A 23,780-nucleotide genomic window follows, 5' to 3' on the forward strand; every position below is an offset into this window, starting at 1 on the left:
GCTTCAGCTCGGCCGACTCCTCGCTCGTCGTGCCCGGTCGGGTCCCGGCGTCGATCTGGTCCTGCCGCACCCACTTGCGCAGCGTCTCGGTCGTGCCGATGCCCAGCTTCTGGGCGACCGCTTTCATCGCCGCCCATTCGGTGTCGTACTCCGGCCGCACCTCGGCGACCATGCGCACCGCACGACGGCGCAGCTCAAGCGGGTAGTGGGAAGGACGTGCCATAACTCGATCCTCTCAAACGATCGAGTCCCTACCGAACCCGGAACGGTTCATGGTGTTCGTTGTGGGCGCGTAGTTCCTGATGAGCGGCGGCTCGTCGTGCCGTGATCGGCCGTCGCCTGGGTTGTGAGACACCGGCCGATACGGCGCCCGTCATACGGGGGTTCCGGAACCTGCGGGCCCCCGTGTCAGTCAGCCTGGTCCAGAACCGAGATGGAGCGCAGCCAGCCGCGGCAGACGCCGGCGCATCTGCTGGGCATCTCCAAAGTCGAACGACTCGCCCATGCCTTTGCCGTCCTCCTCTTCGGTCGTGGCACGAGCGTCGGTGTAGGCCTCCCAGGTCTCCCAAAAGGCGTCCGAGTCACCGATCAGTCGCTCATATGCCCTGGATGCAGCGAAGTTGAAGTCTTCATCGAAGATGACGTCCTGGTCCCCGGCGGCGGCCGCGATACGCACGGCAGGATGCTCGGCGAGTGCGTCAGGGCAGGCAGCTGCCCGTTCGTACCACTCACGTCCGAGCGCCACCAGACCCGCCGTGAAGTCGCTGAACCGGTCATCGGAGCAGCCCCCGCCAATGAGGTAGGCGGCCGCCCATACGTCCCAGCGGTAGACCGCATCGCGCAGACGGGAGAAGCGGTACTCGAAGGCGAGGATCTCTTCCGCGGGCACGGCCGACAGATGGTCGACGACGGCCACGTCGAGCGGCTTGTCACTGTCCTTAGCGGCCTCGAGAGCACGCCAGAACGCTTCGGTATCCATGGCGGGCAGTCTGCCAGGGAGCTACGACAGCCTCCTCCGTACGGGCGCGGAGGTTAAAACTCAAGTTAGGGGTGTCTTGTGCATCAGCCCGGATGGACCGACGTCGCTTTCCAGCCGGCCCGTGCGGGGTCTGGTGCGTGCAGCTGCAAGGCGGAGGAGGGCGACAACGCGATGGGGGTCCCCCCGCTCGAGCGAAGTCGAGAGTGGGGGAGTTGGCAACCGACGACAACGCCGCAGATGCGCGTGCCAGACCCCGCGACCCCGGGATGATTCACAAGACACCCCCTAGCCCACGGCCAAGGCTTCTCCGGTCCGGACAGCCGGCCGCCGTCGGATCACCAGGGCCATCAGGGCCGCCGCCGCGCAGAGAGTGCCGGAGGCGTACCAGACCATGTCGTAGGAGCCGAAGACGTCGCGGGCGACGCCGCCGAGGTAGGCGACGAGGGCGGCCCCGACCTGGTGGGAGGCGAGGACCCAGCCGAAGACGATGGCACTGTCGTCGCCGTACTGTTCGCGGCACAGGGCGAGGGTGGGCGGGACGGTGGCGACCCAGTCGAGACCGTAGAAGACGATGAAGAAGATCATCGGCGGGTGCACGCTCGGTGCGAGCAGCATCGGCAGGAAGAGCAGCGAGATGCCCCGCAGCGCGTAGTACACGGCGAGCAGGCGGCGCGGTTCGAAGCGGTCGGTGAACCAGCCGGAGGCGACCGTGCCGACCACGTCGAACACGCCGATGACCGCGAGCAGCGAGGCCGCCGCCGTGATCGGCATGCCGTGGTCGTGGGCGGCGGGCACGAAGTGGGTCTGGATCAGGCCGTTGGTGGAGGCGCCGCAGATCGCGAAGGTGCCGGCGAGCAGCCAGAAGGGGCCCGTGCGGATCGCGGATGCCAGGACCGTGAGGGTGCGGCGGGCGGCGCCGGTGACCGGGGCCGGCTTGGGGACGAACTCCTTCGCGCCGTACGGCTTCTCGCCCACGTCGGCCGGGTGGTCGCGCAGCAGCAGCCAGACGAACGGCACGACCGTGAGGGCGGCGAGCGCGACCGTGACGGCGGCCGGGCGCCAGTGGTGGGTCTCGATGATCCAGGACAGCAACGGCAGGAAGATCAGCTGACCGGAGGCGGAGGCCGCGGTGAGGATGCCGCTGACCAGGCCGCGGCGCTCGGTGAACCAGCGGTTGGTAACGGTCGCGGCGAAGGCCAGCGCCATGGAGCCGGAGCCGAGACCGACCAGCAGGCCCCAGCACAGCAGCAGTTGCCAGGCCGCCGTCATCCACACGGTCAGGCCCGAGCCGAGCGCGATCACGGTCAGCGCGACGGCCACCACCCGGCGGATGCCGAAGCGGTCCATCAGCGCGGCGGCGAACGGCGCGGTGAGCCCGTACAGCGCCAGGTTGATGGAGACGGCCGCGCCGATGGTGCCGCGCGACCAGCCGAACTCCTGGTTGAGGGGGTCGATGAGCAGTCCGGGCAGCGAGCGGAAGGCCGCCGCGCCGATGATCGTCACGAAGGTGACGGCGGCGACGAACCATGCCCGGTGGATCTTGCGCCGGTTGACGGACGGGGATTCCTCTGCGGTGGCCACGGCCTCGGTTGTCTGGGTCACGACATAGAGCATCCGCCCGGAAACCCGCGTCCATCGAGTGGCCCGAAGGACAGCATTCGCTAGGATCGGGCCATGGAAACGGCCACCGGCTTCCGCCCGCACCGCGTCGTCGTCCTCGCGCTGGACGGCCTGCTGCCCTTCGAGCTGGGCATCCCGCACCGCATCTTCGGCCGCCCCAAGGACGCCGCCGGGCGGCACCTGTACGAGGTCCTGACCTGCTCGGTCCGGCCGCCGGGCCCGGTCGAGACCGACGCCGACTTCGCCATCCACGTCGCGCACGGCCCCGAGGCGCTCGCCACCGCCGACACGGTGATCGTCCCGGCCTCGTACGAACTGGGCCCGGTCTTCGAGGAGGGCGTGCTGACCGAGGAACTGGCCGCCGCGCTCGCCCTCATCCGCCCCGGCACACGGATGGCCTCCATCTGCACCGGCGTCTACGTCCTGGCCGCCGCGGGCCTCCTCGACGGCCGCCCGGCCACCACCCACTGGGCCGACGCCGACCACTTCCAGCGTCTCTTCCCGCGGATCAAGGTCGACGCGGACGTGCTGTTCATCGACGACGGCGACCTCCTCACCTCCGCCGGCGTCGCCGCCGGCATCGACCTGTGCCTGCACATGGTGCGCCGCGACCACGGCACGGCCGTCGCCAACGACGTGGCCCGGCGTACGGTCGTCCCGCCGCACCGCCACGGCGGCCAGGCGCAGTACATCGAGCGGCCGGTGCCCGACCCGCAGCAGGCCACCACCACCGGCGCCCGCGCCTGGGCACTGGGCCGGCTGCACGAGCCCATCCAGTTGCGGGACATGGCCGCGCAGGAGTCCATGTCCGTACGGACCTTCACCCGCCGCTTCCGCGAGGAGGTCGGCATCAGCCCGGGCCAGTGGCTGGCCCAGCAGCGCGTGGAGCGGGCGCGGCACCTGCTGGAGTCCACGGACCTGTCCATCGACCAGGTGGCCCGGGACGCCGGGTTCGGCACGGCCCAGTCGATGCGGCAGCACCTCCAGGCGGCACTGGGGGTGACACCGACGGCGTACCGGCGGACGTTCCAGACCGCGGTCAGAACGTGAGCACGGCCCGCGCCACCCGCCCCCCGCGCGCGTCGTCGCACGCCTTCTCGAAGTCCTCCACCGGGTAGGTCGCGGTCACCAGTTCGTCGAGGAGAAGGCGGCCCTGGCGGTACAGCTCGGCGTAGAGGGCGATGTCGTGCTGGGGGCGCGAGGAGCCGTAGCGGCAGCCCAGGATCGCCTTGTCCAGGTACATCGAGGAGACCAGGAAGGACGCCTCCGCGCCGGCCGGGGGAACGCCCAGCAGGATCGCCTGGCCCTCCCGGTCGAGAAGGTCGATGGCCCGGCGGATCAGCTCGATGCGGCCGACGCATTCGAAGGTGTGGTCGGCGCCGGTGGGCAGCAGGTCCCGCACCCCGTCCGTCGAGGTCAGGAAGTCGGTCGCGCCGAACCGCCGGGCCACCGCCTCCTTCTCCGGGTTGGCGTCGACCGCCACGATCCGCAGGGCACCCGCGAGCCGCGCGCCCTGCAGGACGTTCAGGCCGATCCCACCGGTGCCGATCACCACGACGGTGTCACCGTGTTCCACCCGGGCCCGGTTGAGCACCGCCCCCACCCCGGTCAGCACCGCGCAGCCGATGAGCGCGGCGGACGGCAGCGGGATGTCCTTGGGGATCCGGACCGCCTGCACGGCCTTCACGACCGTGCGTTCGGCGAAGGCGGAGTTGGCGGCGAACTGGTACAGCGCGTCGGCGCCCCTGAGGAACGGCCGCCCCGGCCGGCCGATCGCCTGCCGGCACATCGTCGGCCGACCCTGGTCGCACGCCGCGCAGGTGCCGCAGTTGGCCAGCGTGGACAGGGCCACGTGGTCGCCGGGCGAGACGTGCGTGACGCCCTCGCCGACCGCCTCCACCACCCCGGCCCCCTCGTGCCCCATGACCAGGGGTACGGGAAAGGGGATGGTCCCCTCCAGCACTGACAGGTCGCTGTGGCACAGCCCCGCCGCCGAAACGGCCACCTGCACCTCGCCGGGCCCCGGGTCGCGTACGGCCAGATCGTCCACGACCTGTGCCTGTACGCCGTCGAACACCACACCGCGCATCGCTCGTGCCCCCTCAGCCCTTCGGTTCCCTCGGCAGACCGAGCACCCGCTCGGCGATGATCGTGCGCTGCACCTGGTCCGAGCCGCCGTAGATGGTGTCGGCCCGGGAGAACAGGAACAGGTGCTGGAACGCGTCCAGTTCGTACGGCGCCGACGGCGACCAGTCGGCCGGGCCCGCGCTCGCCGCCGCCCCGCGCACCGCCATCGCCAGCTCCCCGAGCCGCTGGTGCCAGCCCGCCCACAGCAGCTTGGCCGCGCTGGGGGCACCGGGACCGCCGGAACCGCCCAGTGTGCGCAGGGCGTTCCAGCGCATCACCCGCAACTCGGCCCACTGCCGGACCAGCCGGTCGCGCAGGACGGGATCGCCGGCGGCACCGGTGTCGAGGGCCGCCCGCACCACCCGCCCCAGCTCCTCGGCGAAGCCGATCTGCTGGGCGAGCGTCGACACCCCCCGCTCGAAACCGAGCAGGCTCATCGCCACCCGCCAGCCGTTGCCCTCGCCGCCCACGACGTGCTCCACGCGTGCGCGCGCACCGTCGAAGAAGACCTCGTTGAAGTCGCTCGTGCCGGTCAGCTGCCGGATCGGGCGGACCTCGATCCGGCCCGGCTGGTCCATGGGCACGAGCAGGAAACTCAAGCCCTGGTGGCGACGCGAGGCGGGGTCGGTGCGGGCGAGCACGAAGCACCAGTCGGCCTCGTGCGCGAGGGAGGTCCAGATCTTCTGCCCGGTGATCCGGTAGTGCGCCCCCTCCCGCACCGCCGAGGTCCGCACCCCGGCCAGATCGGACCCGGCACCCGGCTCGCTGTACCCCTGGCACCACAGCTCCTCCCCGGCCGCGACGGGCGGCAGGAAACGTGCCTTCTGCTCGTCACTGCCGTGCGCGATGAGCGTGGGCGCGAGCAGGTTCTCCCCGATGTGCCCGGACCGCGAAGGCGCCGCCGACCGCGCGTACTCCTCGGCCCAGGCGACCTGCTGAGTGAGCGTCGCGGTCCGGTTGCCGTACCCGGACTCGGCCCACCCGAGCCCTATCCAGCCGGCGGCACCGAGGGTACGTTCCCAGGTCCGGCGGTCGTGGGTGTCCCCGGCGTGCCCACCGAGCCACGCCCGGGCCTCAGCACGGAACACCTCGTCCTCGGCAGTGAATGCAAAGTCCACGGGGGCCTCCTTGAGGTGCCGGTCAAGTCCAGCAGGGCCAGGGGCGCGGGGAACTGCGCGAACAACCACGACGAACCCGCAGCCGCCCGACCAGAAGCAGCCACGAGCTATTGGGCGTTCGGCCGAGCCCCATCCCGCGCAGCCCTTTCCATCGCCTCCAGCTGGGCGAGCATCGGCATCGGATCGACGCCCACCGACCCGGGCAGGAAAGCGGCAAGCGCCTCCGGCGTCCAGGACCCCTCCCGGTAAGCCGAGCGCAGCTCACGCGGCTGGGCCCAAACCGCCAGCTTCGGTCCCGCGATCGTGTACACCTGCCCGGTGATCCGCTGCTCCCGCGCCCGGTCCGACAGCAGGTACACGACCAGCGCCGCGACGTCCTCCGGTTCCCCGATCTCCTTCAGCTCCGTCGGCACGCCCGCGGACATCCGGGTACGCGCGACCGGCGCGACCGCGTTGGCGGTCACCCCGTACTTGTGCAGCCCGAGGGCCGCGCTGCGCACGAGCGAGATGATGCCGCCCTTGGCGGCGCTGTAGTTGGCCTGTGAGACGGAGCCCTGGTGGTTGCCGCTGGTGAAGCCGATGAGCGTGCCGGACCTCTGTTTCCGCATGACCGCGGAGGCCGCCCGGAAGACGGTGAACGTTCCCTTGAGGTGGGTGGCGACGACCGGGTCCCACTCCTCCTCGGTCATGTTGAACAGCATCCGCTCGCGCAGGATCCCGGCGACGCAGACCACGCCGTCGAGGTGCCCGTACGCCGACAGGGCGGTGTCGACGACCCGTTGCCCGCCCGCCATGGTGGAGATGTCGTCGGCGACCGCGACGGCCTCGCCGCCGGCCGCCTCGATCTCCTTGACCACGGCGTCGGCGACCTCGCTGCTGGGTGAGGTGCCGTCGGTGGAGACGCCGTAGTCGTTGACGACGACCTTCGCGCCCTCGGCCGCCGCCGCGAGCGCGACCGCCCGGCCGATGCCCCGGCCGGCGCCGGTGACGGCGACGGCCTTGCCTGCCAAGAAGTTCCCCACGCCGGCCCCTTCCCGCGGTTTCTGACGGACCGTTAGATTTTATGGCGCGTCGGACGCGCGGAGACAAGCCCCGGGGAGGACCGAGATGTCACTGGCCGCACTCCATCCCGAGTTCCACGACATCGCCAAGCGCGTGAACAACTGGGGGCGCTGGGGGGCCGACGACGAGATCGGCACCCTGAACCTGATCACCGACGAGGTGGTGCGCGAGGCGGCGGCCACCGTCCGCACGGGGCGCCGGGTTCCCCTGGCGCTGCCGCTGAAGGAGGACGGCGTGCAGACCGGGATGATCCCGGGTCGGGTGAATCCACTGCACGCGATGGTGCAGATAAACCAGGAGCTGTTCGGCCCGGGGACGGTGGCCTGCAGCGACGACGCCGTGACGATGGGGCTGCAGGCGGGGACCCATTGGGACGCGCTGACCCACGTGTCGCACTCGGGGAGGCTCTACAACGGCCGTCCCGCCGGCACGGTCACGGCGCACGGCGGCGCCGAGTTCAGCGGTATCGACAAGGCGCGGCACATCGTCTCGCGGGGTGTCCTGCTGGACGTGGCGCGGGCGCGTGGCGTGGACCGTCTGGAGGGCGGGCACGCGGTCACGCCGGAGGACCTGGAGGCGGCTGAGGAGTTCGCCGGGGTCCGGGTGCGCGCGGGCGACATCGTGCTCGTGCGGACCGGTCAGGTGCAGGTGTACCTGGCGGGTGACAAGCACGGGTACGGCTATCCGTCGCCGGGACTTTCGGTGCGCACGCCGGAGTGGTTCCACGCGCGCGATGTCGCCGCGGTCGCGAACGACACCCTGACCTTCGAGATCTTTCCGCCGGAGATAGCGGACCTGTGGCTGCCCGTGCACGCCCTCGATCTGGTGGAGATGGGGATGCTGCAGGGCCAGAACTGGAATCTCGAAGAGTTGTCCACAACCTGTGGAGAAGAGGGCCGGTACACGTTCCTGCTGTCGGCGATGCCCGAGCCGTTCGTCGGCGCGACCGGCACCCCCGTGGCACCGGTTGCCGTGCTCTGAGCCGGGCGGGAGTCCGGCCGGCGGCGCACCGGCACCCTTCTCGAGCGAGGTCCCGCACGCCGCCACCCGGCTCCGACCCACACTCGCCGAGGGCCCAGCCACCCCGGGCCCTCGCCGTCCCCTCGCGGCGAATCGATGAGCACAAGCGTGATCACGGGGTCACGCGCCGTCAACACCCGAACGGGGATTTGTCACCTACGTCCCGTTCGCGGCGGACGCGCACGGATGCACACCCGGCGCACCACCCGAGGGATGCGAGGCCCCGACGAATGCGCCTGCACCCGTGCGCCGGGCTACACCGCCGCGTCGAGCCACACCGCCTCGTTGGGCCACACCGCCTCGTTGGGCTACACCGCCTCGAACGCGAACCCTTCGTAAGTGACGGGTCCGCCCCGGTACGCCACCGCCGCGCCCTCCGCGGGCCGCCCGCAGCGGTCGAGCTCGCACCAGATGCGCTTGCCCGTAGCCTCCGCGGTCCAGCCCCAGCGGTCGGCGAGGCCGTCGACGAGGGCCAGGCCCCGGCCGCCGGTGGCGTCGTCGTCCGCACACCGGGGCACGGGGGCGCGGGTGCTGGAGTCGGCCACCTCCAGGCGCACGGTGGCCTGCTGCGCCTCCGCGCCGGGCAGCGAGAGCCGCAGCACGGCCGGCGTCCCGGTGTGCACCACGGCGTTGGTGACCAGCTCGGAGACGAGCAGCACCAGGGTCTCGGCGAGCGACTCGTCGTCCGCCATACCGGCTCTGGCGAGCCGCGAGCGCGCCCACCTCCTGGCCCGCCCCACCTCCGCGGGGTCGGGTCGGATCTCCAGCTGCACTTGAAGCACCTGCACCGCTCACACCATCCGAACCGGCGGACACATGACCCGACGCCACCCGAACGCCACGACAGGGGTCGCGGCGAGCAGCACGACGGGGGCCACGATCGTAGCCATTTTCTGCATGGCCAGAACAACGGCCAGAGCAGGGGTCACGGAACGTGATTCCCTTGGAAGACAGCATGGTTGACGTACAGTCACCTCAACAAGCGCTTCGGGCATATTCCAGCGCGAAGGAGTACGTGTACGGCATACTGTGCGACGGTCATCCCGGATAGTCGAACAAGCCGGTTGCGAGGCCGCCTTACGGGCCTCGCCGGCACGGTTCGAGCTCTGGGCCACTCGCATCTCACACAAGGTACCGGAGCGCTCACCGACTCCGAGGGGTGACGAGTCGCGGATGGGGCACAGCCCGCCGCCAACGCTCCGTGATCACGCTCCGCCACGATCCGCGACATCTCCCGGTCGGCGGTATGCCACCCTCCCAGCACAGGCGCCGTACGGACGCCTCAGGCGAGGAGATCGGCGGCCAGAAGCTCCTCACTCTCCGTAGTACCGCCGCCACGTTGTGCTCGTACCCACGTTCGCTTCAGATGGAGGTGGACCTCTGCCTCCCAGGTGAAGCCCATGCCGCCGTGCACCTGGAGGCAGTCGCGGGTGCCGCGCACGGCCGCCTCGTCGGCGAGCAGCCGGGCCGCCGCGATGTCCACGGGGTCGGCGGTGATCGCCGCCGCGTAGACGGCGGCCTGGGCGGTTTCGGCCCGGACCAGCATCTGGGCGCACAGGTGTTTGATCGCCTGGAAGGCCCCTACCGGCTGCCCGAACTGCTCTCGCGCCCGGGCGTGTTGCACCGCCAGCTCGCACACGCGCGCGGCCGTGCCCAGTTGTTCGGCGGCCGTGAGGAGTACGGCGACGGGATCCGGCGCACGGGACCCGGCGCCCTCGGGAACACGGTGCAGGGGCGTCAGCGGGTCCACCGACCGCAGGGGTACGGCCCCGGAAGCGTCCCCGAGCACGATGTCGGACTCGGCCGGCCACTCCACCAGGCCACCGTCCACGGCGGTCACCACCGCCTCCCCGGTGGCCGCCCCCGGTACGGTCCCGGCCGCCAGATGGGTGGCCACCAACGGGCCGGGCAGCAGCGCCCGCCCGGCCTCCTCGAAGGCGAGCACCGCCTCGGGCAGGCCCGCTCCGGCCCCGCCGTCCGCCTCCGGCAGCCGCAGCGCGAAGAACCCGGCCTCCCCCAGCTCCCGCCACAGCGCCCGGTCGAGGCCCGGTGCGGCGACCGCCGCCCGCAGGGCCTGAGCGTCGAAGCGCCGGGCCAGCAGCTGCCGTACCCCGTCCCGCAAGGCGCGCTGGTCGTCGGTCAGTTGGAACCGCATAGGGCTCACCGCCCCTTCGGCAGGCCGAGGATCCGCTCGCCCACGATGGTCCGCTGGATCTGCGAGGTCCCGGCCGCGATGGTGTACGACAGGGAGGAGAGCCGGTCCAGCACCCAGGGCCGGTCGAGGTCGAGGCAGTCCGGGCCGAGGACGTCGGCCGCGGTGTCGTACAGCTCCTGACGCGCGTGCGAGTACCTCAGTTTGAAGACCGACCCCCCGGCCCCGGGGACGCCGCCGCTCGACTCCGCCTCGCTGACGTTCCACTGCGTCAGCCGCCACAGCGCGCGGAACTCGGCGTTCAGCCTGCCCAGCCGCCGCCGCACCAGCGGGTCGTCCCAGCGGCCGTTGCCTCTCGCCTCGCGGGCCAGTTCACCGAGGACCCGGCGGCAGGCGATGACCTCGCCGACGAACGCCGTGCCCCGCTCGAAGGACAGCGTCACCATCGTGACCCGCCAGCCGTCGTTCTCCGCCCCGACCCGGTTGGCGACCGGCACCCGCACCTCGTCGAGGAACACCTCGGCGAACTCCGCCGACCCCGCGAGCGTCCGCAGCGGCCGTACGGTGACCCCGGGGGCGTCCATGGGCATCGCGAGCCAGGTGATGCCCTTGTGCTTGGGCGCCGCCGGGTCCGTGCGCACCAGCAGCTCGCACCAGTCGGCGACTTCGGCGTGCGAGGTCCAGATCTTGGATCCGCTCACCACGTAGTCGTCGCCGTCCCGCCACGCGCGCGTGCGCAGCGCCGCCAGGTCGGAGCCGGCCTCCGGCTCGCTGAACCCCTGGCACCACACCTCCTCGCCCCGCAGGATCGGCGGCAGCCAGCGCTCGCGCTGCCCGGCCGTCCCCTCGGCGGCGATCGTCGGTCCCGCGTGCAGCAGTCCCACGAAGTTGGCGCCGACGTAGGGGGCGCCCGCCTTCTCCGTCTCCTCCAGGAAGATCAACCGCGTGGTCGGCGAGGCGTCCCAGTGGACGTGGGCGTACCCGGCGTCGTACAGCATCCGCTGCCAGCCGAGGTCGTGGGCGCGGCGGGCCGGCCAGTCGTCCGGGGAGGGCCCCGGCGGGAGGGTGGGCAGCACCTTGCCCAGCCATTCCCGCAGCCGGGCCCGGAACTCCTCCTCCTCGGGCGTGTACGTCAGGTCCATGGGCGGTTACCCGTCGAGGTCCAGGGAGAGCATGCGGATCGCGTTGCCCCGCATGAGCTTGTAGACCGTCTCGTCGTCGAGGCCCTTCACGTGGTCGAGGGCGACCTCCTTGGTGTGCGGGAAGGTCGAGTCGACGTGCGGGTAGTCGGTCTCGAAGGTGGCGTTGTCCCGGCCGACGACGTCCAGCGACGCGACCCCGTGCTTGTCGCGGAAGAAGCAGCAGAAGATCTGCCGGTAGTAGTACGTCGACGGCGGTTCGGGGATCAGGTCGCGGACTCCGCCCCAGGCCCGGTGCTCCTCCCAGACGTCGTCGGCGCGCTCCAGGGCGTAAGGGATCCAGCCCATCTGACCTTCGGAGTAGGCGAGTCTGAGCTGCGGGAACTTCACCAGGACGCCGCTGAAGAGGAAGTCCATCATCGAGGCCATGGCGTTGTTGAAGGACAGCGACGCCTGCACGGCCGGGGGAGCGTCCGGGGAGGCGGCGGGCATCTGCGAGCTGCTGCCGATGTGCATGTTGACGACCGTCCCGGTCTCCTGGCAGGCCGCGAAGAACGGGTCCCAGTAGCCGGAGTGGATCGAGGGCAGGCCCAGGTGGGTGGGGATCTCGGAGAAGGTGACCGCCCGGACGCCGCGCTCGGCGTTGCGCCGGATCTCCTCGACGGCGAGTTGCACGTCCCACAGCGGGATGAGGCACAGCGGGATCAGCCGCCCGCCGCTGTCCCCGCACCACTCCTCCACCATCCAGTCGTTGTAGGCGCGCACGCAGGCCAGGGCGACCTCCTTGTCGTGCGCCTCGGCGAAGGTCTGCCCGCAGAACCGCGGGAAGGTCGGGAAGCAGAGGCTGCCCTCGACGTGGTTGAGGTCCATGTCCTCCAGCCGGGCCTTGGGGTCCCAGCAGCCGCGCCGCATCTCCTCGCGGGTGATGCCCTCCAGGGTCATGTCGTCCCGGTCGAAGCCGACGGCGGCGATGTTGCGCTTGTACGGGAACTTCAGATCCTCGTAGATCCACCAGTCGGTGGGCGTGCCGTCGGGGTCCATCGTGATCTGGTACTTGCCTCCGACGTAGGCGAGTTCACCGATCCCGGCGGTGAGCGGCTTGGGGCCGCGGTCCCGGTACTTCGCCGGCAGCCAGGTCTCGAAGAGGTGTGCGGGCTCGATCACGTGGTCGTCGACGCTGATGATGCGGGGCAGTTCGGTCATGGTCCCCTCCGCCTGGCTGATCGTCCGATGAATCTGATGCTTCGTCAGATCGTCCATCGGTCCAGCAGGCTAGCCCCGCACCCCTGGACCGACAAGGCGCACCGCCCTACGCTCTGGCTGAATCTGACAGATCGTCAGTTGATGGGGGTACACACCGTGAACGACACCGCCCACGCCCTCGGCTCCTCCCGCACCCTCTGGGAGCTGGTCGCCCGCCGCGCCGACCTCACCCCCGACCGGCCGGTCCTGCTCCAGGACGACGGGCCGGACCACCGCACCCTGACCTTCGGCGGGCTGCGCGAGGGCGCCGAGCGGGTCGCGGCGGGCCTGTACGGCATGGGCGTACGCCCCGGCACGGTGGTCGCCTGGCAGCTTCCCACCCGGATCGAGACGGCCCTGCTGTCCTTCGCCCTGGCCCGGCTCGGGGCCGTGCAGTCACCGGTCATCCCCTTCTACCGGGACCGTGAGGTCGCCTTCGCGCTGCGGGAGTCCAGGGCGGAGTTCTTCGCGGTACCGGGGACCTGGCGGGGGTACGACCACACCGGGATGGCGCGTCGGCTCGGCGCGAAGGGGGTCTTCGAGGCGTACGACGACCTGCCCGACGGCGATCCGGCGGTGCTTCCCGCCCCGCCCGCCGAGGGCACCTCCGTACGCTGGATCTACTGGACCTCGGGGACCACCTCCGACCCCAAGGGCGTGCTGCACACCGACCGTTCGCTGATCGCCGGCGGGTCGTGCCTGGCGCACGCCCTGCACCTCACGGCGGACGACGTGGGCTCGATGGCCTTCCCGTACGCGCACATCGCCGGACCCGACTACACGGTGATGCTGCTGCTGTACGGCTTCCCGGCGGTGATGTTTGAGCAGTTCGCGCTGCCGGACGCGCTGGAGGGCTACCGCAGGCACGGGGTGACGGTGGCCGGCGGCTCGACGGCGTTCTACTCCATGTTCTTGGCCGAGCAGCGCAAGCAGCCGGGGACGAAGGTGATCCCCACGCTACGGCTCCTCGCGGGCGGCGGGGCGCCCAAGCCGCCGGACCTCTACCACGCCGTGACCCGTGAGATGGGCGTGCAGCTCACCCACGGTTACGGGATGACCGAGGTGCCGATGATCACGATGGGCTCGCCGGACGACACCGCCGAGAACCTGGCGACGACCGAGGGGCGGCCTCCGGCGGAGATGGAGATACGGATCGCCGACGGGGAGGTGCGGCTGCGCGGGGAGGCCGTCTGCCAGGGCTACCTGGATCCGGCGCAGACCGCGGAGGCCTTCGACGAGGAGGGCTTCCTGCGCACCGGCGACCTCGGACATCTGACTGAAACCGGTCACCTGGTCCTCACCGGGCGCCGCAAGGACGTGATCATCCGCAAGGGCGAGAACATCTCGGCGAAGGAGATCGAGGACCTGCTGCACCGGCATCCGGCGGTGGGCGACGTGGCCGTGATCGGGCTGCCGGACGCCGAGCGCGGGGAGCGGGTGTGCGCCGTCGTGGAGCGGGAGGCGGGGGCGGGGGAGCTGACGCTGGCCGCCGTCACCTCGTACCTGCGCGCGGAAGGGTTGTCGGTGCACAAGCTGCCGGAGCAGCTCGAGGTGGTGGACGCCCTTCCGCGGGGCGACACCCTGCGGAAGGTGCTCAAGTACAAACTGCGCGAGCGTTATTCGGGGACGGTGAAGTAGCGGGCGAAGGCCGGGACGATCTCCGCCTCGCCCACCTTGCCGTCGCCGTCGGTGTCGAGTCCGCCGGCCACCGCCTGGGCGACGTCCTCCGGGACGCCGAAGGCCCGCAGCACGCGCGCGGTGTCCGTGACGGTGGCCGCGCCGTCCCCGTCGGTGTCCGCCACGTCCAGGGCGGCGTGCAGGAAGGGCCGGGCGATCTCCGCGAACCGCTCCGGGTTGTCGCGCAGCCGCTTGACCGCCCCGGTGACGAACTCCTCACGTGTGATGCGCTGGTCGCCGTCCCGGTCCGCGATCCCGGCCATGCCCTGCCAGAACGCCTCGGCGCCGGCGTACAGGGCCTGCCCCTTGCCGGAGCGGGCCGCCACACCGAACTCGGCGAGCAGCGCCTTGGCCGCGCCGCTGAAGTCCAGCCCGTCGATGTATCCGCTGCCGTCCTGGTCGAAGGTGGCGAACCGGGCGGCGATCCTGCGCTCGTACTCGGTGCTGACCATGTGTTTCGAGCCGCCTTACTCACGTGGGGGTACGTCCGGCAGGGAGCGTACGACGCCGTGGGGGGTCGGAGCACACGAAAGCGAAGCCTGCGCCAGGACTGGGGTAATTTCGGGACAACAATGTGGCACAGTCACGATAAGTCGTAGCAATGCCCGGCCCGGACGTGCGAACCGTGCTCAGGCCGAGAGGGGCTCGTCGTCCACCGCCGCCGCGACGTCCGGGTAGACGTCGAACAGGCGTCGTACGCCGAGCGCACCGAGGACCCGGTTGACGTGTGAGCCGTCGACCGCGCCCTGGGCCGGGAGGATCAGCCGCAGCCGTCCCTGACAGGAGCGGATCAGGCGGCGTGCCGCGATCAGCACGCCGACGCCGCTGGAGTCGCAGAAGAAGACGTCCGACAGGTCGAGGACGAGGCTGTGGTGCCCCTCGGCCACCGCGTCGTGCACGCGCTGGCGCAGCACCGGGGAGGTCATCAGGTCGAGTTCGCCCGACACCCCGAGCACGGACCACTGGCCCCGTTCGACGCCGGTCACCTTGAATGCCACGGCCATGCCCTCCGCTCACCGGATCTCCCGGAACCGCCCGGATCTGCCTGGAAACGGAATCAGTCCCTACGCTTCTTTCCGCGCGGCTGCCCAGCGGCCGTTCCCGGAAACCCCTCACGTCAAACGGCACCCGATCGCCAAAGGGCTTGTTTCGGTCACCTTCAATCCTGTTCGATCGGAGATGGTCGTTTCGTGTTACCCGGTCGAAGTGAAGGAGATACAGCGAAGGCCCCTTACCACTCGCGGGCCGTCGGGGAGCGCACATTGACACAAAGGGGCGTGCGCCGTCCGGCATGCCGACTACATTCGAGGACACCGCGGATCGAGGCTGGAGACGGGGAGGGAGGGAGCCGGATGGCCAGGAAGGACGCACCACCCCGCTGGGACCGCAGGATGCAGCAGCGGCTCGCACGCGGTGAGGCGGCCGCGCTCGGCGAGCTCTACGACCGGTTCGCCTCACTCGTGCACGGCCTCGCCCACCGCGTCCTCGGCGACGAACGCGCCGCCGACCGCGTCACCCGCGAGGTCTTCACCCACGTCTGGGAACACCCCGACGCCTATGACCCCCGGCAGGGCCCCCTCCGCTCCTGGGTCTTCGCCCTGACCCACCGGCTCGCCGTGCAGCGGCTACGGGCCACCGAGACCGCCGCCCTCACCCAGGGCCGGGACGACTCCGCGGAGGACCGCACCGAGGAACTGGAAAGCAAGGTGCGCCGCGCCTCGGTCGCCGCCCGCGCCGACTACATCGTCCACTCCATGCCCGCCCCGCTGCGCGCCGCCCTGGACCTGGCCTACGTCCAGCGCCGCGACTACCGGCAGGCCGCCGCCGACCTCGGCGTCACCGAGGACGAGGCCCGCCGCCGGCTCCGCCTGGGCCTGCAACTGCTGTCCACCGCACACGACACGGCGGCGCCCGGGGCGCCGCCGGGATACGGGGGCGCGGTGTGACGGGCTTCGAGCAGTACGACGGCACGGGCGCCGGCGGCGGCGACGCACCGGGACCGGACCCGGAACCCCCGCCCCGCATACCGCTGCCCCGTGCCCCCGTCGAGGACAGCGGGGTGCCGCTGCCCGATCCGCGGGACCTCGTGCCCGCCCCGCCTGACCTGCCGCACGACGTCCTGAAGTCGCTGCTCGGCGCGTGGGCGCTGGCCGCCTGCTCGGCCGGCGAGACAGCGGCCGTCGAGGCACACCTGGGTGAGTGCGGCGCGTGCGCGGAGGAGGCGCTGCGGCTGCGCGAGGCGGTGGGGCTGCTGCACCAGCCCGAGAGCCTCGACCTGGATCCCGGGCTGCGCGCCCGCGTCCTGCGCAGCTGCCTCGACCGGCGCCCGCCGCGCATCCCGGTGCCGGAGTGGGCGGCTCCGTACGACGCCGAGACCGCGCGACTGGACGCGCTGCTGCAGGACTTCGGGGACGCGGAGTGGCATGCGCCGGTACGGCTGCGGTGGTTCGCGGGTGACGAGGCGACCAGCCGCCGGACCACCGTCGCCGGCGTCATCGCGCATCTGCTGACCGTCGACGGGCTGGTGGCGGTGGCGCTGGGCCTGGACGACCCGCTGACCGACACGCTCGCCGGGACGGACGCCGGGAAGGCGGTCGGGCCCGCCGCCCGCACGGAGGCCTTCTGGCGGGCCTCGCGGTTCCCGCCCACCCGGGGCGTGCGGACGCCGTGGCGCGAGCAGAGCCACCACCTGGTGCGGACGGTCTCCTTCACCGGGACCGGCACCGCCGAACGCGCCGTCCCCTACGGCGACTTCACGCTGCCGCTGGCCGACTCGATGCTGGACCGGGCCTTCGAGTGCTGGGTGCACGCGGAGGACATCGCGGAGGCCGTCGACTACCCATACCTGCCGCCCGCGCCGGGCCATCTGCACGGCATGATCGACCTGGCGGCCCGTATGCTGCCCCTCGTGCTGGCGGCCCGCCGCAGCTCGGGGTCGGCCTCCCCCGGCCCCACCCGGCACCTGCACCCGGTCGGCACACCGGGCCGCACCCTGCGCCTGGAGATCGAGGGCTCGGGGGGCGGCGAGTGGCTGATCCCGCTGGACTCCCCCACCGCGCCGGCATCGGCCGACCACGAGGTGGCCCACGTCGCGCTGGACGGGGTGGAGTTCTGCCGCCTGGCAGCGGGCCATGTGCCTCCAGCGGAGGCGGCGGCGGGTCAGGTGGGCGACCGCGAGGCCATCAGGGAGGTTCTGTTCGCGGCGGCGTCGATGAGCCGTATGTAGGAACCGGCGCGCCGGACCACCCCAGGGGCGCGGGGCTGCGTCTATATGCGGCTACCGCCGCGTGGGCGCGAGGAACCACGCCGAACCCCGGCTCGCCCCACCACGGAACACCCCGAGCTGTCAGGCGAACACCACTGTGCGCCGCCCGTTCAGCAGAATCCGCCGCTCCGCATGCCACTTGACCGCCCGCGCCAGCGCCTGGCACTCCACGTCCCGCCCGATGGCCACGAGTTGGTCCGGTGTCACGTCGTGGCCGACCCGCTCGACCTCCTGCTCGATGATCGGGCCCTCGTCGAGGTCCGCGGTGACGTAGTGCGCGGTCGCCCCGATCAGCTTCACTCCCCGCGCGTGCGCCTGGTGGTACGGCTTCGCGCCCTTGAAGCTCGGCAGGAAGGAGTGGTGGATGTTGATGATCCGCCCGCTGAGCTCCTTGCACAGGTCGTCGGAGAGGACCTGCATGTAGCGGGCGAGCACCACCAGCTCGACGTTCTCCTCCCGCACGAGCTCCAGCAGCCGCGCCTCGGCCTGCGGCTTGGTGTCCCTCGTCACCGGAATGTGGTGGAAGGGGATGTTGTAGGACCCCACCAGCTCCTGGAACTCGGTGTGGTTGGACACCACCGCCGCGATGTCCACCGGCAGCGCACCGATCCGCGCCCGGAAGAGCAAATCGTTCAGGCAGTGCCCGAACTTGCTGACCATGAGGACGATGCGCATCCTCTCGTCGGCCCGGTTGATCTGCCAGTCCATGTGGAATGAGTCGCCGATCGCCGCGAAGCTGGCCCGCAGCTTGTCCACCGAGACCGGGGCCTCCGCCGAGAAGTGCACCCGCATGAAGAACAGTCCCGTGTCGTGGTCACCGAACTGCTGGCTGTCCTCGATGTTGCAGCCGGTCATGAACAGGTAGCTCGACACGGCGTGCACGATGCCCTGCTTGTCCGGGCAGGAGAGGGTGAGGACGTACTGGTCGGCGGGGGCCGCCGCGGCTCGGTTGGACTGCTCGTTCATGCCCCACAGGTTCCCATACCGCCCGGTTCCCCGGGGCGGCCGTCCGCCCACCGGACCCGGCTACGCGGTCCTGGTCATGATCCGCAGCACCTCGAGGGTCCGGGGCGGGGTGTCCGGTTCCTCGCCGTCGCTCGCCGCCATCCGGACATGCGCGTCCCGCGCCGCCCGCACCGCCTCCGGCCACCCGTGGTGGTCGAGGTAGGCGGACACCGGTGCGTCCGGCCCCACCTGGTGCATGATCCGCAGCACCCGCAGCACGGCCGTGTCGACCAGCGCCGCCTCCTGCGAGTCCCGGAAGATCGTCCCGACGTACTTCTCCGCCGACCAGTTGTCCAGCCAGGTGTCCTCGACCAGCCGGTACACGGCGTCGGTGACGTCGCCGTACCCGTCGACACCCGCCAGCCAGACGTCCCGCTGGAACACCGGATCGGAGAGCATGTGCAGCGCCGAGCGCACATTGCTGCGCCAGCGCCACCACGGCATGTCGTTCAAGGGCATACCGCCCATGGTGGACGAGCGGCGGCCGCGACGGGAAGAGTTCTCCGAACCTTGCACAGTCATCGATCGTACGTTCCCCGCACCAGAGGCCTCGCAGGCCCCCGTAATTCACCTGTGCGTCACCATCCGTTGACCGGAGGTCACTTCCGGGTTAGCCGTGTGAGGGAATCGTGCGGGGACATGACCGGTAGGCGACGCACCCGAAGTACCCTCTTCCGCTTCCTCCCTCGGTCCGTCAGGGCGACCGCGCTGTCCGCGGGCGCACTGGCCGCCTGTGCGTCGCTCACCGCCGGATGCGGGATCGTCCCCGGGACCACGGGGGGCTCCGGGGACGACTCGATCAAGGTGATGACGTGGGCGCCGGACGGGACCGACGCCACCAACAAGCCGGGCATGCCCGCGATGGCCCGCGCCTACGCCCGCTGGATCAACTCCCGCGGCGGCATCGACGGCCGCAAGCTGAAGGTCCTGACCTGCAACGACCACAACGACCCCGTGAACGCCGCGCGGTGCGCCCGGCGCGCGGCAGACGAGGACGTGGTGGCGGTCGTCGGCTCCTACAGCCAGTTCGGCGACTCCTACTTCGCCCCGCTGGAGGGCGCCGGCATCCCCTACATCGGCGGCTACGGCGTGACGAACGAGGAGCTCACCCGCGCCTACTCCTACCCGGTCAACGGCGGTCAGCCCGCGCTGCTCGCCGGTCTCGGCAAGGCGCTCGCCGGGAACTGCGGCCCCGTCGCCCTGGTCCGGCCCGACAGCATCGCCGGTGACGAACTGCCGACCGTGCTCGACGCGGGCCTGAAGGCCGGCGGCCACACGGAGGCGCACGACTTACTCGCGGCCGAGGACGCCACCGAGTACGGCACCATGTCGGACCGGGCCCTGGACGCGGCGACCGCCGACCCGTCGAAGCAGGGCTGCGTGGTGCCGGCGCTCGGGGACCGCAACGACACCTTCATGGACTCCTTCCGTCGTACCCGGGAGAACCGCCCGGCGGTGCGGACGGCGACCGTCATGGGCAGCGTCGACCAGACGACGATCAACGCGACGGGCGGCGCGTCGGGGCCCTACGAGGGGGCGTACATCACCGGCTGGTACCCGGTGCCCTCCGACCAGCGCTGGGACCGCATGAAGAAGGTGATCAACGAGGAGGCCTTCGGCGACAACCGCATCGACCCCGCGGACGCCGGAGTGCAGACCACCTGGATCGCCTACACCGTCCTGAAGGCCGCCCTGGAGCGGATCGGCACCGGCGAGGTCACCGCCGACACCGTGCGGCGCACCCTCGACAACGGCCTCCAGGTCGGCACGGGCGGCCTCACCCCCACCCTCCGGTGGCCCCGCGACTCCACGCTCGCCGCCGTCGGCCTCACCCGGCTGGTCAACACCGACGTGACCCTCCAGGTCGTCAAGGACGGCCGGCTGGTCCCCGCCGCCAAGAACGTGGTGAACGTGACGAGCACGCTGGAGAAGGCCGACATCGGCTGACGCCGGCCCCCCGGCTCAGAGCTGGGTCGGCTGGCGCTGGGTGAGGCCGTACGTCTTCGCGATCGCGTTCCACAGCGCGGCGGCCCTGGCCTTCTGCGCGCTGGCCGCGCCGCTGGCGCGGTTGCCCGCCGCGGTCTGGCCGGTGCTGCGGGCCTGGCCCTTCTTGCAGCCCTTCTTGCCGGAGACCTGGTCCGCCCACGCCGCGTAGTGGCTGTCGGCCGACGCGGAGGCCTGCCAGGCCTTGGTGAGCGCGCTGGTCAGTTCGGCGTGGTTCGGCAGCTTGTCGACGGCCAGCTTCGACAGGCTGGTGACCAGGCCGCTGCGCTGCTCGGCCGCGTCACGCAGGTCCGAGGCGGCCCCGTCCAGGTTGTTGCAGGCCCGCACGTCGGCCACCGCGTTGATCACCGAGGAACGGCTGTTGCCGCTGTCGGCGAGCAGCTTGTCCAGGGCGACGGCCTGCTGCCGGGCCGGGTCGGCGGCGGACTTGGAGTCCTCGGTGGCGGGCGCCGACGCGGCGACGTTCTTGTTGTGGTCGCCGTCGTCACCGCCGCCACCGCCGCCGAGCAGTGCGCCGGCGCCGATACCGAGGACGGCGATGCCGACGCCGACGGCCGCGATCAGCGGCAGCCGCGACCGGGTCCGGCCGCCCCGGCCGCCACCCTGGTCCTGCGGGGCGTACGCGTGCTGCGGCTGCCCGGGGTGGGCGCCGGGCGGCTCCTGGTAACGCGGCATCTGCTGCGTGGCCCCGGCCGACCCCTCGCCGCCGCGGAAGAGGTTGTCGAACTCGGAGGGCGGCTGCCGGTCCCCGCCGGAGGCGCCGGTGTACGGCGGGATGTACTGCGTGGCCTCGGCGTCCGCGCCCGCCGCGGCGGGCTGCTGCTGCACCGGCCGGCCCAGGTACCGCGTCTGCTCGTCTCCCGCCTCGGGCGGCAGCGCCCCCGAGGTCACCGGAGGTATGTACTGCGTCGCGCCCTCGTCGGCCGGCGCGGGCCCGGCGGCGACCGGCGGCAGGTACTGGGTGGCGCCCTCGTCGGCGGGGGCGGCCGGGGGGACCGGCGGCAGGTACTGGGTGGCGGCCTCGGCGGCGGGCGGCATCGGGGCTCCCTGCGCTCCCGGGCCGGCCTGGCCGTACGACGGCTGGGGCGCGGGGGCGCCGAAACCGTACGCCGGGTTCTGCGCGCCCGGGCCGCCGGAGCCGTACCCCTGGTTGTCCGGCGTCTGCCCCCCGTACGCCTGCGCCGGGGCGCCCTCCGGGGGGAGCGGGCCCGCGCCCGCGCTGCCCGGGGTCTGGCCGGTCCAGGCGCCGGGCTGCTCCGGCGCCGACCACTGCTGGGCCTGCTGGGCGGGCGCCTCGGGCCAGGCCTGGCCCTGCTGCGGCGCCTGCTGGTGCTCCGGGCCCCACTGCCGGTCCCACGCCTGGCCACTCGACGGGCCCGCCGGGGGCTGGGCCACCGGCGGCACCGGCTGCGCGGCGGGCCCGCCCGTCATGCCCGGCAGCAGCGGCTCGCCACCGTCGGAGGGCAGCACGATGCCTTCGCGCGCGGGCCGCGCCGAGGGCTCCTCGCCCTGTCCACTCTGCGTCACCGGGACTCCTACGATCGGGGGACCTTCGAAAACGTCGGCTCACGCTACCGGGTACCCCGAGCCTGGTGCCACGCAGCTCAAGGCGTGACCACCTGCCCTGTGACAGCCGTAACAAAACCGCCCCGCGGTGCCCCGGTTCGGCCGGCTCCCGCCCGCCACCGGATCGTTCGCCGTCCGTTCACCCGCCCGCGGGGCATCCGTTCACGCCGCCTGCTGCAACTCCAGCCGCGCCCCGAACTCCCTCACCACCGCCTCCTCCCGGTACGGCTCCAGGCGCTGCTGGAAGTCCTCCAGGTACTCGGCGCCGCGGTTGGAGCGGAGCGTCTCCAGCAGTTCCACCGCCTTCATGCCGGTGCTGCAGGCCTGTTCGACCTCCCGCTGCTGCACCTGGGCCGTGGCGAGCAGCACATAGCCGATCGCCCGCCGGCGCGCCCGGGTCTCGGGGTGCCCGGCGAGGGACTCCTCCGCGCACCGGGCCGCCGCCTCCGCCTGCCCCAGGTCGCGGTGGCAGTGCGCCAGTTCGTCGGCGAGGTAGGCCTCGTCGAAGTGCGCGATCCACGGCGGGTCGTCCCCGGAGTCGGAGTCGGCCCGGTCCATGGCCGCCACCGCCCGCCCGGTCGCCACCTGGGCGGCGCGCACGTCGCCCAGCAGGGCGTGCCCGCGCGCCTCCGCCGCATGGAACATGGCCTCCGCGCGCGGGGTCACGCGACCACGCGCCCCCTCCTGCGCCGCCCGCGCCAACTGGGCGATCTCGCGGGGATTGCCGAGCTGCGCGGCGAGATGGCTCATGGAGGCCGCGAGGACGTAGCCGCCGTAGCCGCGGTCGCCCGCCGCCTGCGCCAGCCGCAGGGACTGGATGTAGTAGCGCTGGGCGAGCCCCGGCTGCCCGGTGTCCACGGCCATGTATCCGGCGAGCTCGGTCAGCCGGGCGACCGCGGCGAACAGGTCGCGGCCGACGGCCTCCCGGTAGGAGCCGGCGAGCAGCCCGGACACGACGCTGTTGAGGTAGTGCACGACCACCGGGCGCACATGCCCGCTGCCGTACTGGTGGTCGAGGTCGGTCAGCGCCTGGGTCATCGCGGTCACCGCGGCCACGTCGGACTGCCCGACCCGCGGCCCGGCCGAGCGCGCCACCTGCGCGTCCGGCGCCGAGATCAGCCAGTCGCGGCTGGGCTCGACCAGCGCGGACGCGGCGACCGAGGAACCGGACAGGAAGTCCCTGCGGCCCACGTCACTGCGCCACAGCTCGCAGACCTGCTCGATGGCCCCCAGCACCGTCGGCGAGAACTGCAGACCCACGCCCGAGGCGAGGTTCTTGCCGTTGGCCATGCCGATCTCGTCGATCGTGACCGTGCGGCCGAGCTTGCGTCCGATGGCCTCGGCGATGATCGCCGGTGCGCGCCCGCGGGGCTGCTGTCCGCGCAGCCAGCGGGCCACGGACGTTTTGTCGTACCGCAGGTCGAGCCCGTGCTCGGCGCCGCACATGTTGACCCGGCGGGCGAGCCCGGCGTTCGAGCACCCCGCCTCCTGGATGAGCGCCTGCAACCGTTCGTTCGGCTGCCGCGCGACAAGCGGCCTGGCGGCCATGGATACCCCCTGGCGAAGCGAAAAGATCCGGCCGGGAAGATCAATGCCCAGCGGACATACCGAAAATGCCAGGCATAAGAGGATTGCTGGGACTCTTGTCCCGTTGCCGACCCCACCCCTGGCTACCCCGCCGGAGCCCCTGCCCCTACCACGCGCCCCCGGACATGCACCCATGCGCCCCGGCCGGGGAAGCGGTGCTCCTCCCCCGCGCGCGAAGTCCGTCCGAGGACGGGGCCCGCCCGTAACCACGGATGGG

General features: G+C 72.0%; 21 protein-coding genes and 1 pseudogene. 6 read left to right on the forward strand and 16 right to left on the reverse strand.

Features of this window, described 5'->3' with window-relative positions; translation table 11 throughout:
- From ACFYZQ_RS30580 to ACFYZQ_RS30590, 3 genes and pseudogenes are all read right to left on the reverse strand, one after another.
- Positions 1 to 223: pseudogene (locus tag ACFYZQ_RS30580) on the reverse strand (IS3 family transposase); the annotation flags it as partial.
- 189 nt (positions 224 to 412) lie between these two features.
- On the reverse strand, positions 413 to 979 hold the full coding sequence (locus ACFYZQ_RS30585; RefSeq protein WP_389154629.1) for a DUF4240 domain-containing protein: 567 nt from the start codon (positions 977 to 979) through the stop codon (positions 413 to 415).
- A gap of 285 nt (positions 980 to 1,264) precedes the next feature.
- Positions 1,265 to 2,581, reverse strand: a complete 1,317-nt coding sequence (locus ACFYZQ_RS30590; RefSeq protein ID WP_389154632.1) for an MFS transporter — start codon at positions 2,579 to 2,581, stop codon at positions 1,265 to 1,267.
- A gap of 72 nt (positions 2,582 to 2,653) precedes the next feature.
- Here ACFYZQ_RS30590 and ACFYZQ_RS30595 point away from each other — a divergent pair, with 72 nt between their 5' ends.
- Positions 2,654 to 3,649: a GlxA family transcriptional regulator gene (locus tag ACFYZQ_RS30595; RefSeq protein WP_389154636.1), complete on the forward strand. Its 996-nt coding sequence runs from the start codon at positions 2,654 to 2,656 to the stop codon at positions 3,647 to 3,649.
- Here the strand turns inward: ACFYZQ_RS30595 and ACFYZQ_RS30600 are convergent.
- The 3 genes from ACFYZQ_RS30600 to ACFYZQ_RS30610 all read right to left on the reverse strand — a co-directional run bounded on the left by ACFYZQ_RS30600 (position 3,639) and on the right by ACFYZQ_RS30610 (position 6,866).
- Positions 3,639 to 4,688 (reverse strand): Zn-dependent alcohol dehydrogenase, encoded by a 1,050-nt coding sequence (locus ACFYZQ_RS30600; RefSeq protein WP_389154638.1) that lies wholly within the window; start codon positions 4,686 to 4,688, stop codon positions 3,639 to 3,641. The genes ACFYZQ_RS30595 and ACFYZQ_RS30600 overlap by 11 nt on opposite strands.
- Before the next feature lie 13 nt (positions 4,689 to 4,701).
- Positions 4,702 to 5,844, reverse strand: coding sequence for an acyl-CoA dehydrogenase family protein (locus ACFYZQ_RS30605; protein ID WP_389154641.1), 1,143 nt, complete (start codon positions 5,842 to 5,844; stop codon positions 4,702 to 4,704).
- Between the two features lie 107 nt (positions 5,845 to 5,951).
- A complete protein-coding gene (locus ACFYZQ_RS30610) occupies positions 5,952 to 6,866 on the reverse strand; it encodes an SDR family oxidoreductase (RefSeq protein ID WP_389154644.1) in 915 nt (304 codons plus the stop codon).
- 85 nt (positions 6,867 to 6,951) lie between these two features.
- Between ACFYZQ_RS30610 and ACFYZQ_RS30615 the strand changes: the two genes are divergently transcribed.
- Positions 6,952 to 7,887 (forward strand): cyclase family protein, encoded by a 936-nt coding sequence (locus ACFYZQ_RS30615; RefSeq protein WP_389154647.1) that lies wholly within the window; start codon positions 6,952 to 6,954, stop codon positions 7,885 to 7,887.
- A 347-nt stretch (positions 7,888 to 8,234) separates the two neighbouring features.
- Here the strand turns inward: ACFYZQ_RS30615 and ACFYZQ_RS30620 are convergent, their stop codons facing one another.
- The 4 genes from ACFYZQ_RS30620 to ACFYZQ_RS30635 form a co-directional block, all read right to left on the reverse strand.
- Positions 8,235 to 8,699, reverse strand: coding sequence for an ATP-binding protein (locus tag ACFYZQ_RS30620; protein WP_389154649.1), 465 nt, complete (start codon positions 8,697 to 8,699; stop codon positions 8,235 to 8,237).
- A gap of 509 nt (positions 8,700 to 9,208) precedes the next feature.
- Positions 9,209 to 10,081 (reverse strand): acyl-CoA dehydrogenase family protein, encoded by an 873-nt coding sequence (locus tag ACFYZQ_RS30625; RefSeq protein ID WP_389154651.1) that lies wholly within the window; start codon positions 10,079 to 10,081, stop codon positions 9,209 to 9,211.
- A 5-nt stretch (positions 10,082 to 10,086) separates the two neighbouring features.
- Complete coding sequence (locus tag ACFYZQ_RS30630) at positions 10,087 to 11,220, reverse strand: acyl-CoA dehydrogenase (protein ID WP_389154654.1); 1,134 nt, start codon at positions 11,218 to 11,220, stop codon at positions 10,087 to 10,089.
- 6 nt (positions 11,221 to 11,226) lie between these two features.
- Positions 11,227 to 12,420, reverse strand: coding sequence for an amidohydrolase family protein (locus ACFYZQ_RS30635; RefSeq protein WP_389154657.1), 1,194 nt, complete (start codon positions 12,418 to 12,420; stop codon positions 11,227 to 11,229).
- Positions 12,421 to 12,576: 156 nt separating this feature from the next.
- Between ACFYZQ_RS30635 and ACFYZQ_RS30640 the strand changes: the two genes are divergently transcribed.
- Positions 12,577 to 14,097, forward strand: coding sequence for a class I adenylate-forming enzyme family protein (locus ACFYZQ_RS30640; protein ID WP_389155227.1), 1,521 nt, complete (start codon positions 12,577 to 12,579; stop codon positions 14,095 to 14,097).
- On the opposite strand, the gene ACFYZQ_RS30645 is transcribed toward ACFYZQ_RS30640, so the two are convergent.
- Together ACFYZQ_RS30645 and ACFYZQ_RS30650 are read right to left on the reverse strand one after the other, a co-directional pair.
- Positions 14,076 to 14,588 carry an EF-hand domain-containing protein gene (locus ACFYZQ_RS30645; protein ID WP_389154659.1) on the reverse strand — a complete coding sequence of 171 codons (513 nt, stop codon included), beginning with the start codon at positions 14,586 to 14,588 and terminating at the stop codon, positions 14,076 to 14,078. The genes ACFYZQ_RS30640 and ACFYZQ_RS30645 overlap by 22 nt on opposite strands.
- A 177-nt stretch (positions 14,589 to 14,765) precedes the next feature.
- On the reverse strand, positions 14,766 to 15,140 hold the full coding sequence (locus ACFYZQ_RS30650) for an STAS domain-containing protein (protein ID WP_389154662.1): 375 nt from the start codon (positions 15,138 to 15,140) through the stop codon (positions 14,766 to 14,768).
- A gap of 348 nt (positions 15,141 to 15,488) precedes the next feature.
- Between ACFYZQ_RS30650 and ACFYZQ_RS30655 the strand changes: the two genes are divergently transcribed.
- A complete protein-coding gene (locus ACFYZQ_RS30655; protein WP_389154664.1) occupies positions 15,489 to 16,082 on the forward strand; it encodes an RNA polymerase sigma factor in 594 nt (197 codons plus the stop codon).
- Positions 16,064 to 17,362: a zf-HC2 domain-containing protein gene (locus ACFYZQ_RS30660; RefSeq protein ID WP_389155230.1), complete on the forward strand. Its 1,299-nt coding sequence runs from the start codon at positions 16,064 to 16,066 to the stop codon at positions 17,360 to 17,362. Before ACFYZQ_RS30655 ends, ACFYZQ_RS30660 begins: the two co-directional genes overlap by 19 nt.
- 120 nt (positions 17,363 to 17,482) lie before the next feature.
- Here ACFYZQ_RS30660 and purU read toward each other — a convergent pair whose 3' ends face one another.
- On the reverse strand, positions 17,483 to 18,367 hold the full coding sequence (gene purU, locus ACFYZQ_RS30665) for a formyltetrahydrofolate deformylase (protein WP_389154666.1): 885 nt from the start codon (positions 18,365 to 18,367) through the stop codon (positions 17,483 to 17,485).
- Between the two features lie 60 nt (positions 18,368 to 18,427).
- Entirely contained in the window at positions 18,428 to 18,928 is a 501-nt protein-coding gene (locus ACFYZQ_RS30670; protein WP_389154668.1) for a hypothetical protein, read from the reverse strand.
- A 117-nt stretch (positions 18,929 to 19,045) separates the two neighbouring features.
- Between ACFYZQ_RS30670 and ACFYZQ_RS30675 the strand changes: the two genes are divergently transcribed.
- Entirely contained in the window at positions 19,046 to 20,353 is a 1,308-nt protein-coding gene (locus ACFYZQ_RS30675; protein WP_389154670.1) for an ABC transporter substrate-binding protein, read from the forward strand.
- Positions 20,354 to 20,368: 15 nt separating this feature from the next.
- Here the strand turns inward: ACFYZQ_RS30675 and ACFYZQ_RS30680 are convergent, their stop codons facing one another.
- Together ACFYZQ_RS30680 and ACFYZQ_RS30685 are read right to left on the reverse strand one after the other, a co-directional pair.
- The gene (locus ACFYZQ_RS30680; protein WP_389154673.1) at positions 20,369 to 21,937 is read right to left on the reverse strand and encodes a hypothetical protein; all 1,569 of its coding nucleotides are present in this window, start codon (positions 21,935 to 21,937) and stop codon (positions 20,369 to 20,371) included.
- A gap of 201 nt (positions 21,938 to 22,138) precedes the next feature.
- A complete protein-coding gene (locus ACFYZQ_RS30685; RefSeq protein WP_389154676.1) occupies positions 22,139 to 23,524 on the reverse strand; it encodes a transcriptional regulator in 1,386 nt (461 codons plus the stop codon).
- Positions 23,525 to 23,780: the final 256 nt, after the last annotated feature.

The sequence above is a fragment of the Streptomyces sp. NPDC001843 genome, from assembly GCF_042891955.1.
GTDB lineage: Bacteria > Actinomycetota > Actinomycetes > Streptomycetales > Streptomycetaceae > Streptomyces.

Coding starts and splice junctions, on each gene's coding strand:
- ACFYZQ_RS30585 (WP_389154629.1), bottom strand. CDS start 979: ATGGATACCGAAGCGTTCTGGCGTGCTCTCGAGGCCGCTAAGGACAGT.
- ACFYZQ_RS30595 (WP_389154636.1), top strand. CDS start 2,654: ATGGAAACGGCCACCGGCTTCCGCCCGCACCGCGTCGTCGTCCTCGCG.
- ACFYZQ_RS30675 (WP_389154670.1), top strand. CDS start 19,046: ATGACCGGTAGGCGACGCACCCGAAGTACCCTCTTCCGCTTCCTCCCT.
- ACFYZQ_RS30645 (WP_389154659.1), bottom strand. CDS start 14,588: ATGGTCAGCACCGAGTACGAGCGCAGGATCGCCGCCCGGTTCGCCACC.
- ACFYZQ_RS30670 (WP_389154668.1), bottom strand. CDS start 18,928: ATGACTGTGCAAGGTTCGGAGAACTCTTCCCGTCGCGGCCGCCGCTCG.
- ACFYZQ_RS30635 (WP_389154657.1), bottom strand. CDS start 12,420: ATGACCGAACTGCCCCGCATCATCAGCGTCGACGACCACGTGATCGAG.
- ACFYZQ_RS30625 (WP_389154651.1), bottom strand. CDS start 10,081: ATGCGGTTCCAACTGACCGACGACCAGCGCGCCTTGCGGGACGGGGTA.
- ACFYZQ_RS30655 (WP_389154664.1), top strand. CDS start 15,489: ATGGCCAGGAAGGACGCACCACCCCGCTGGGACCGCAGGATGCAGCAG.
- ACFYZQ_RS30600 (WP_389154638.1), bottom strand. CDS start 4,688: ATGCGCGGTGTGGTGTTCGACGGCGTACAGGCACAGGTCGTGGACGAT.
- ACFYZQ_RS30630 (WP_389154654.1), bottom strand. CDS start 11,220: ATGGACCTGACGTACACGCCCGAGGAGGAGGAGTTCCGGGCCCGGCTG.
- ACFYZQ_RS30615 (WP_389154647.1), top strand. CDS start 6,952: ATGTCACTGGCCGCACTCCATCCCGAGTTCCACGACATCGCCAAGCGC.
- ACFYZQ_RS30685 (WP_389154676.1), bottom strand. CDS start 23,524: ATGGCCGCCAGGCCGCTTGTCGCGCGGCAGCCGAACGAACGGTTGCAG.
- ACFYZQ_RS30650 (WP_389154662.1), bottom strand. CDS start 15,140: ATGGCCGTGGCATTCAAGGTGACCGGCGTCGAACGGGGCCAGTGGTCC.
- purU (WP_389154666.1), bottom strand. CDS start 18,367: ATGAACGAGCAGTCCAACCGAGCCGCGGCGGCCCCCGCCGACCAGTAC.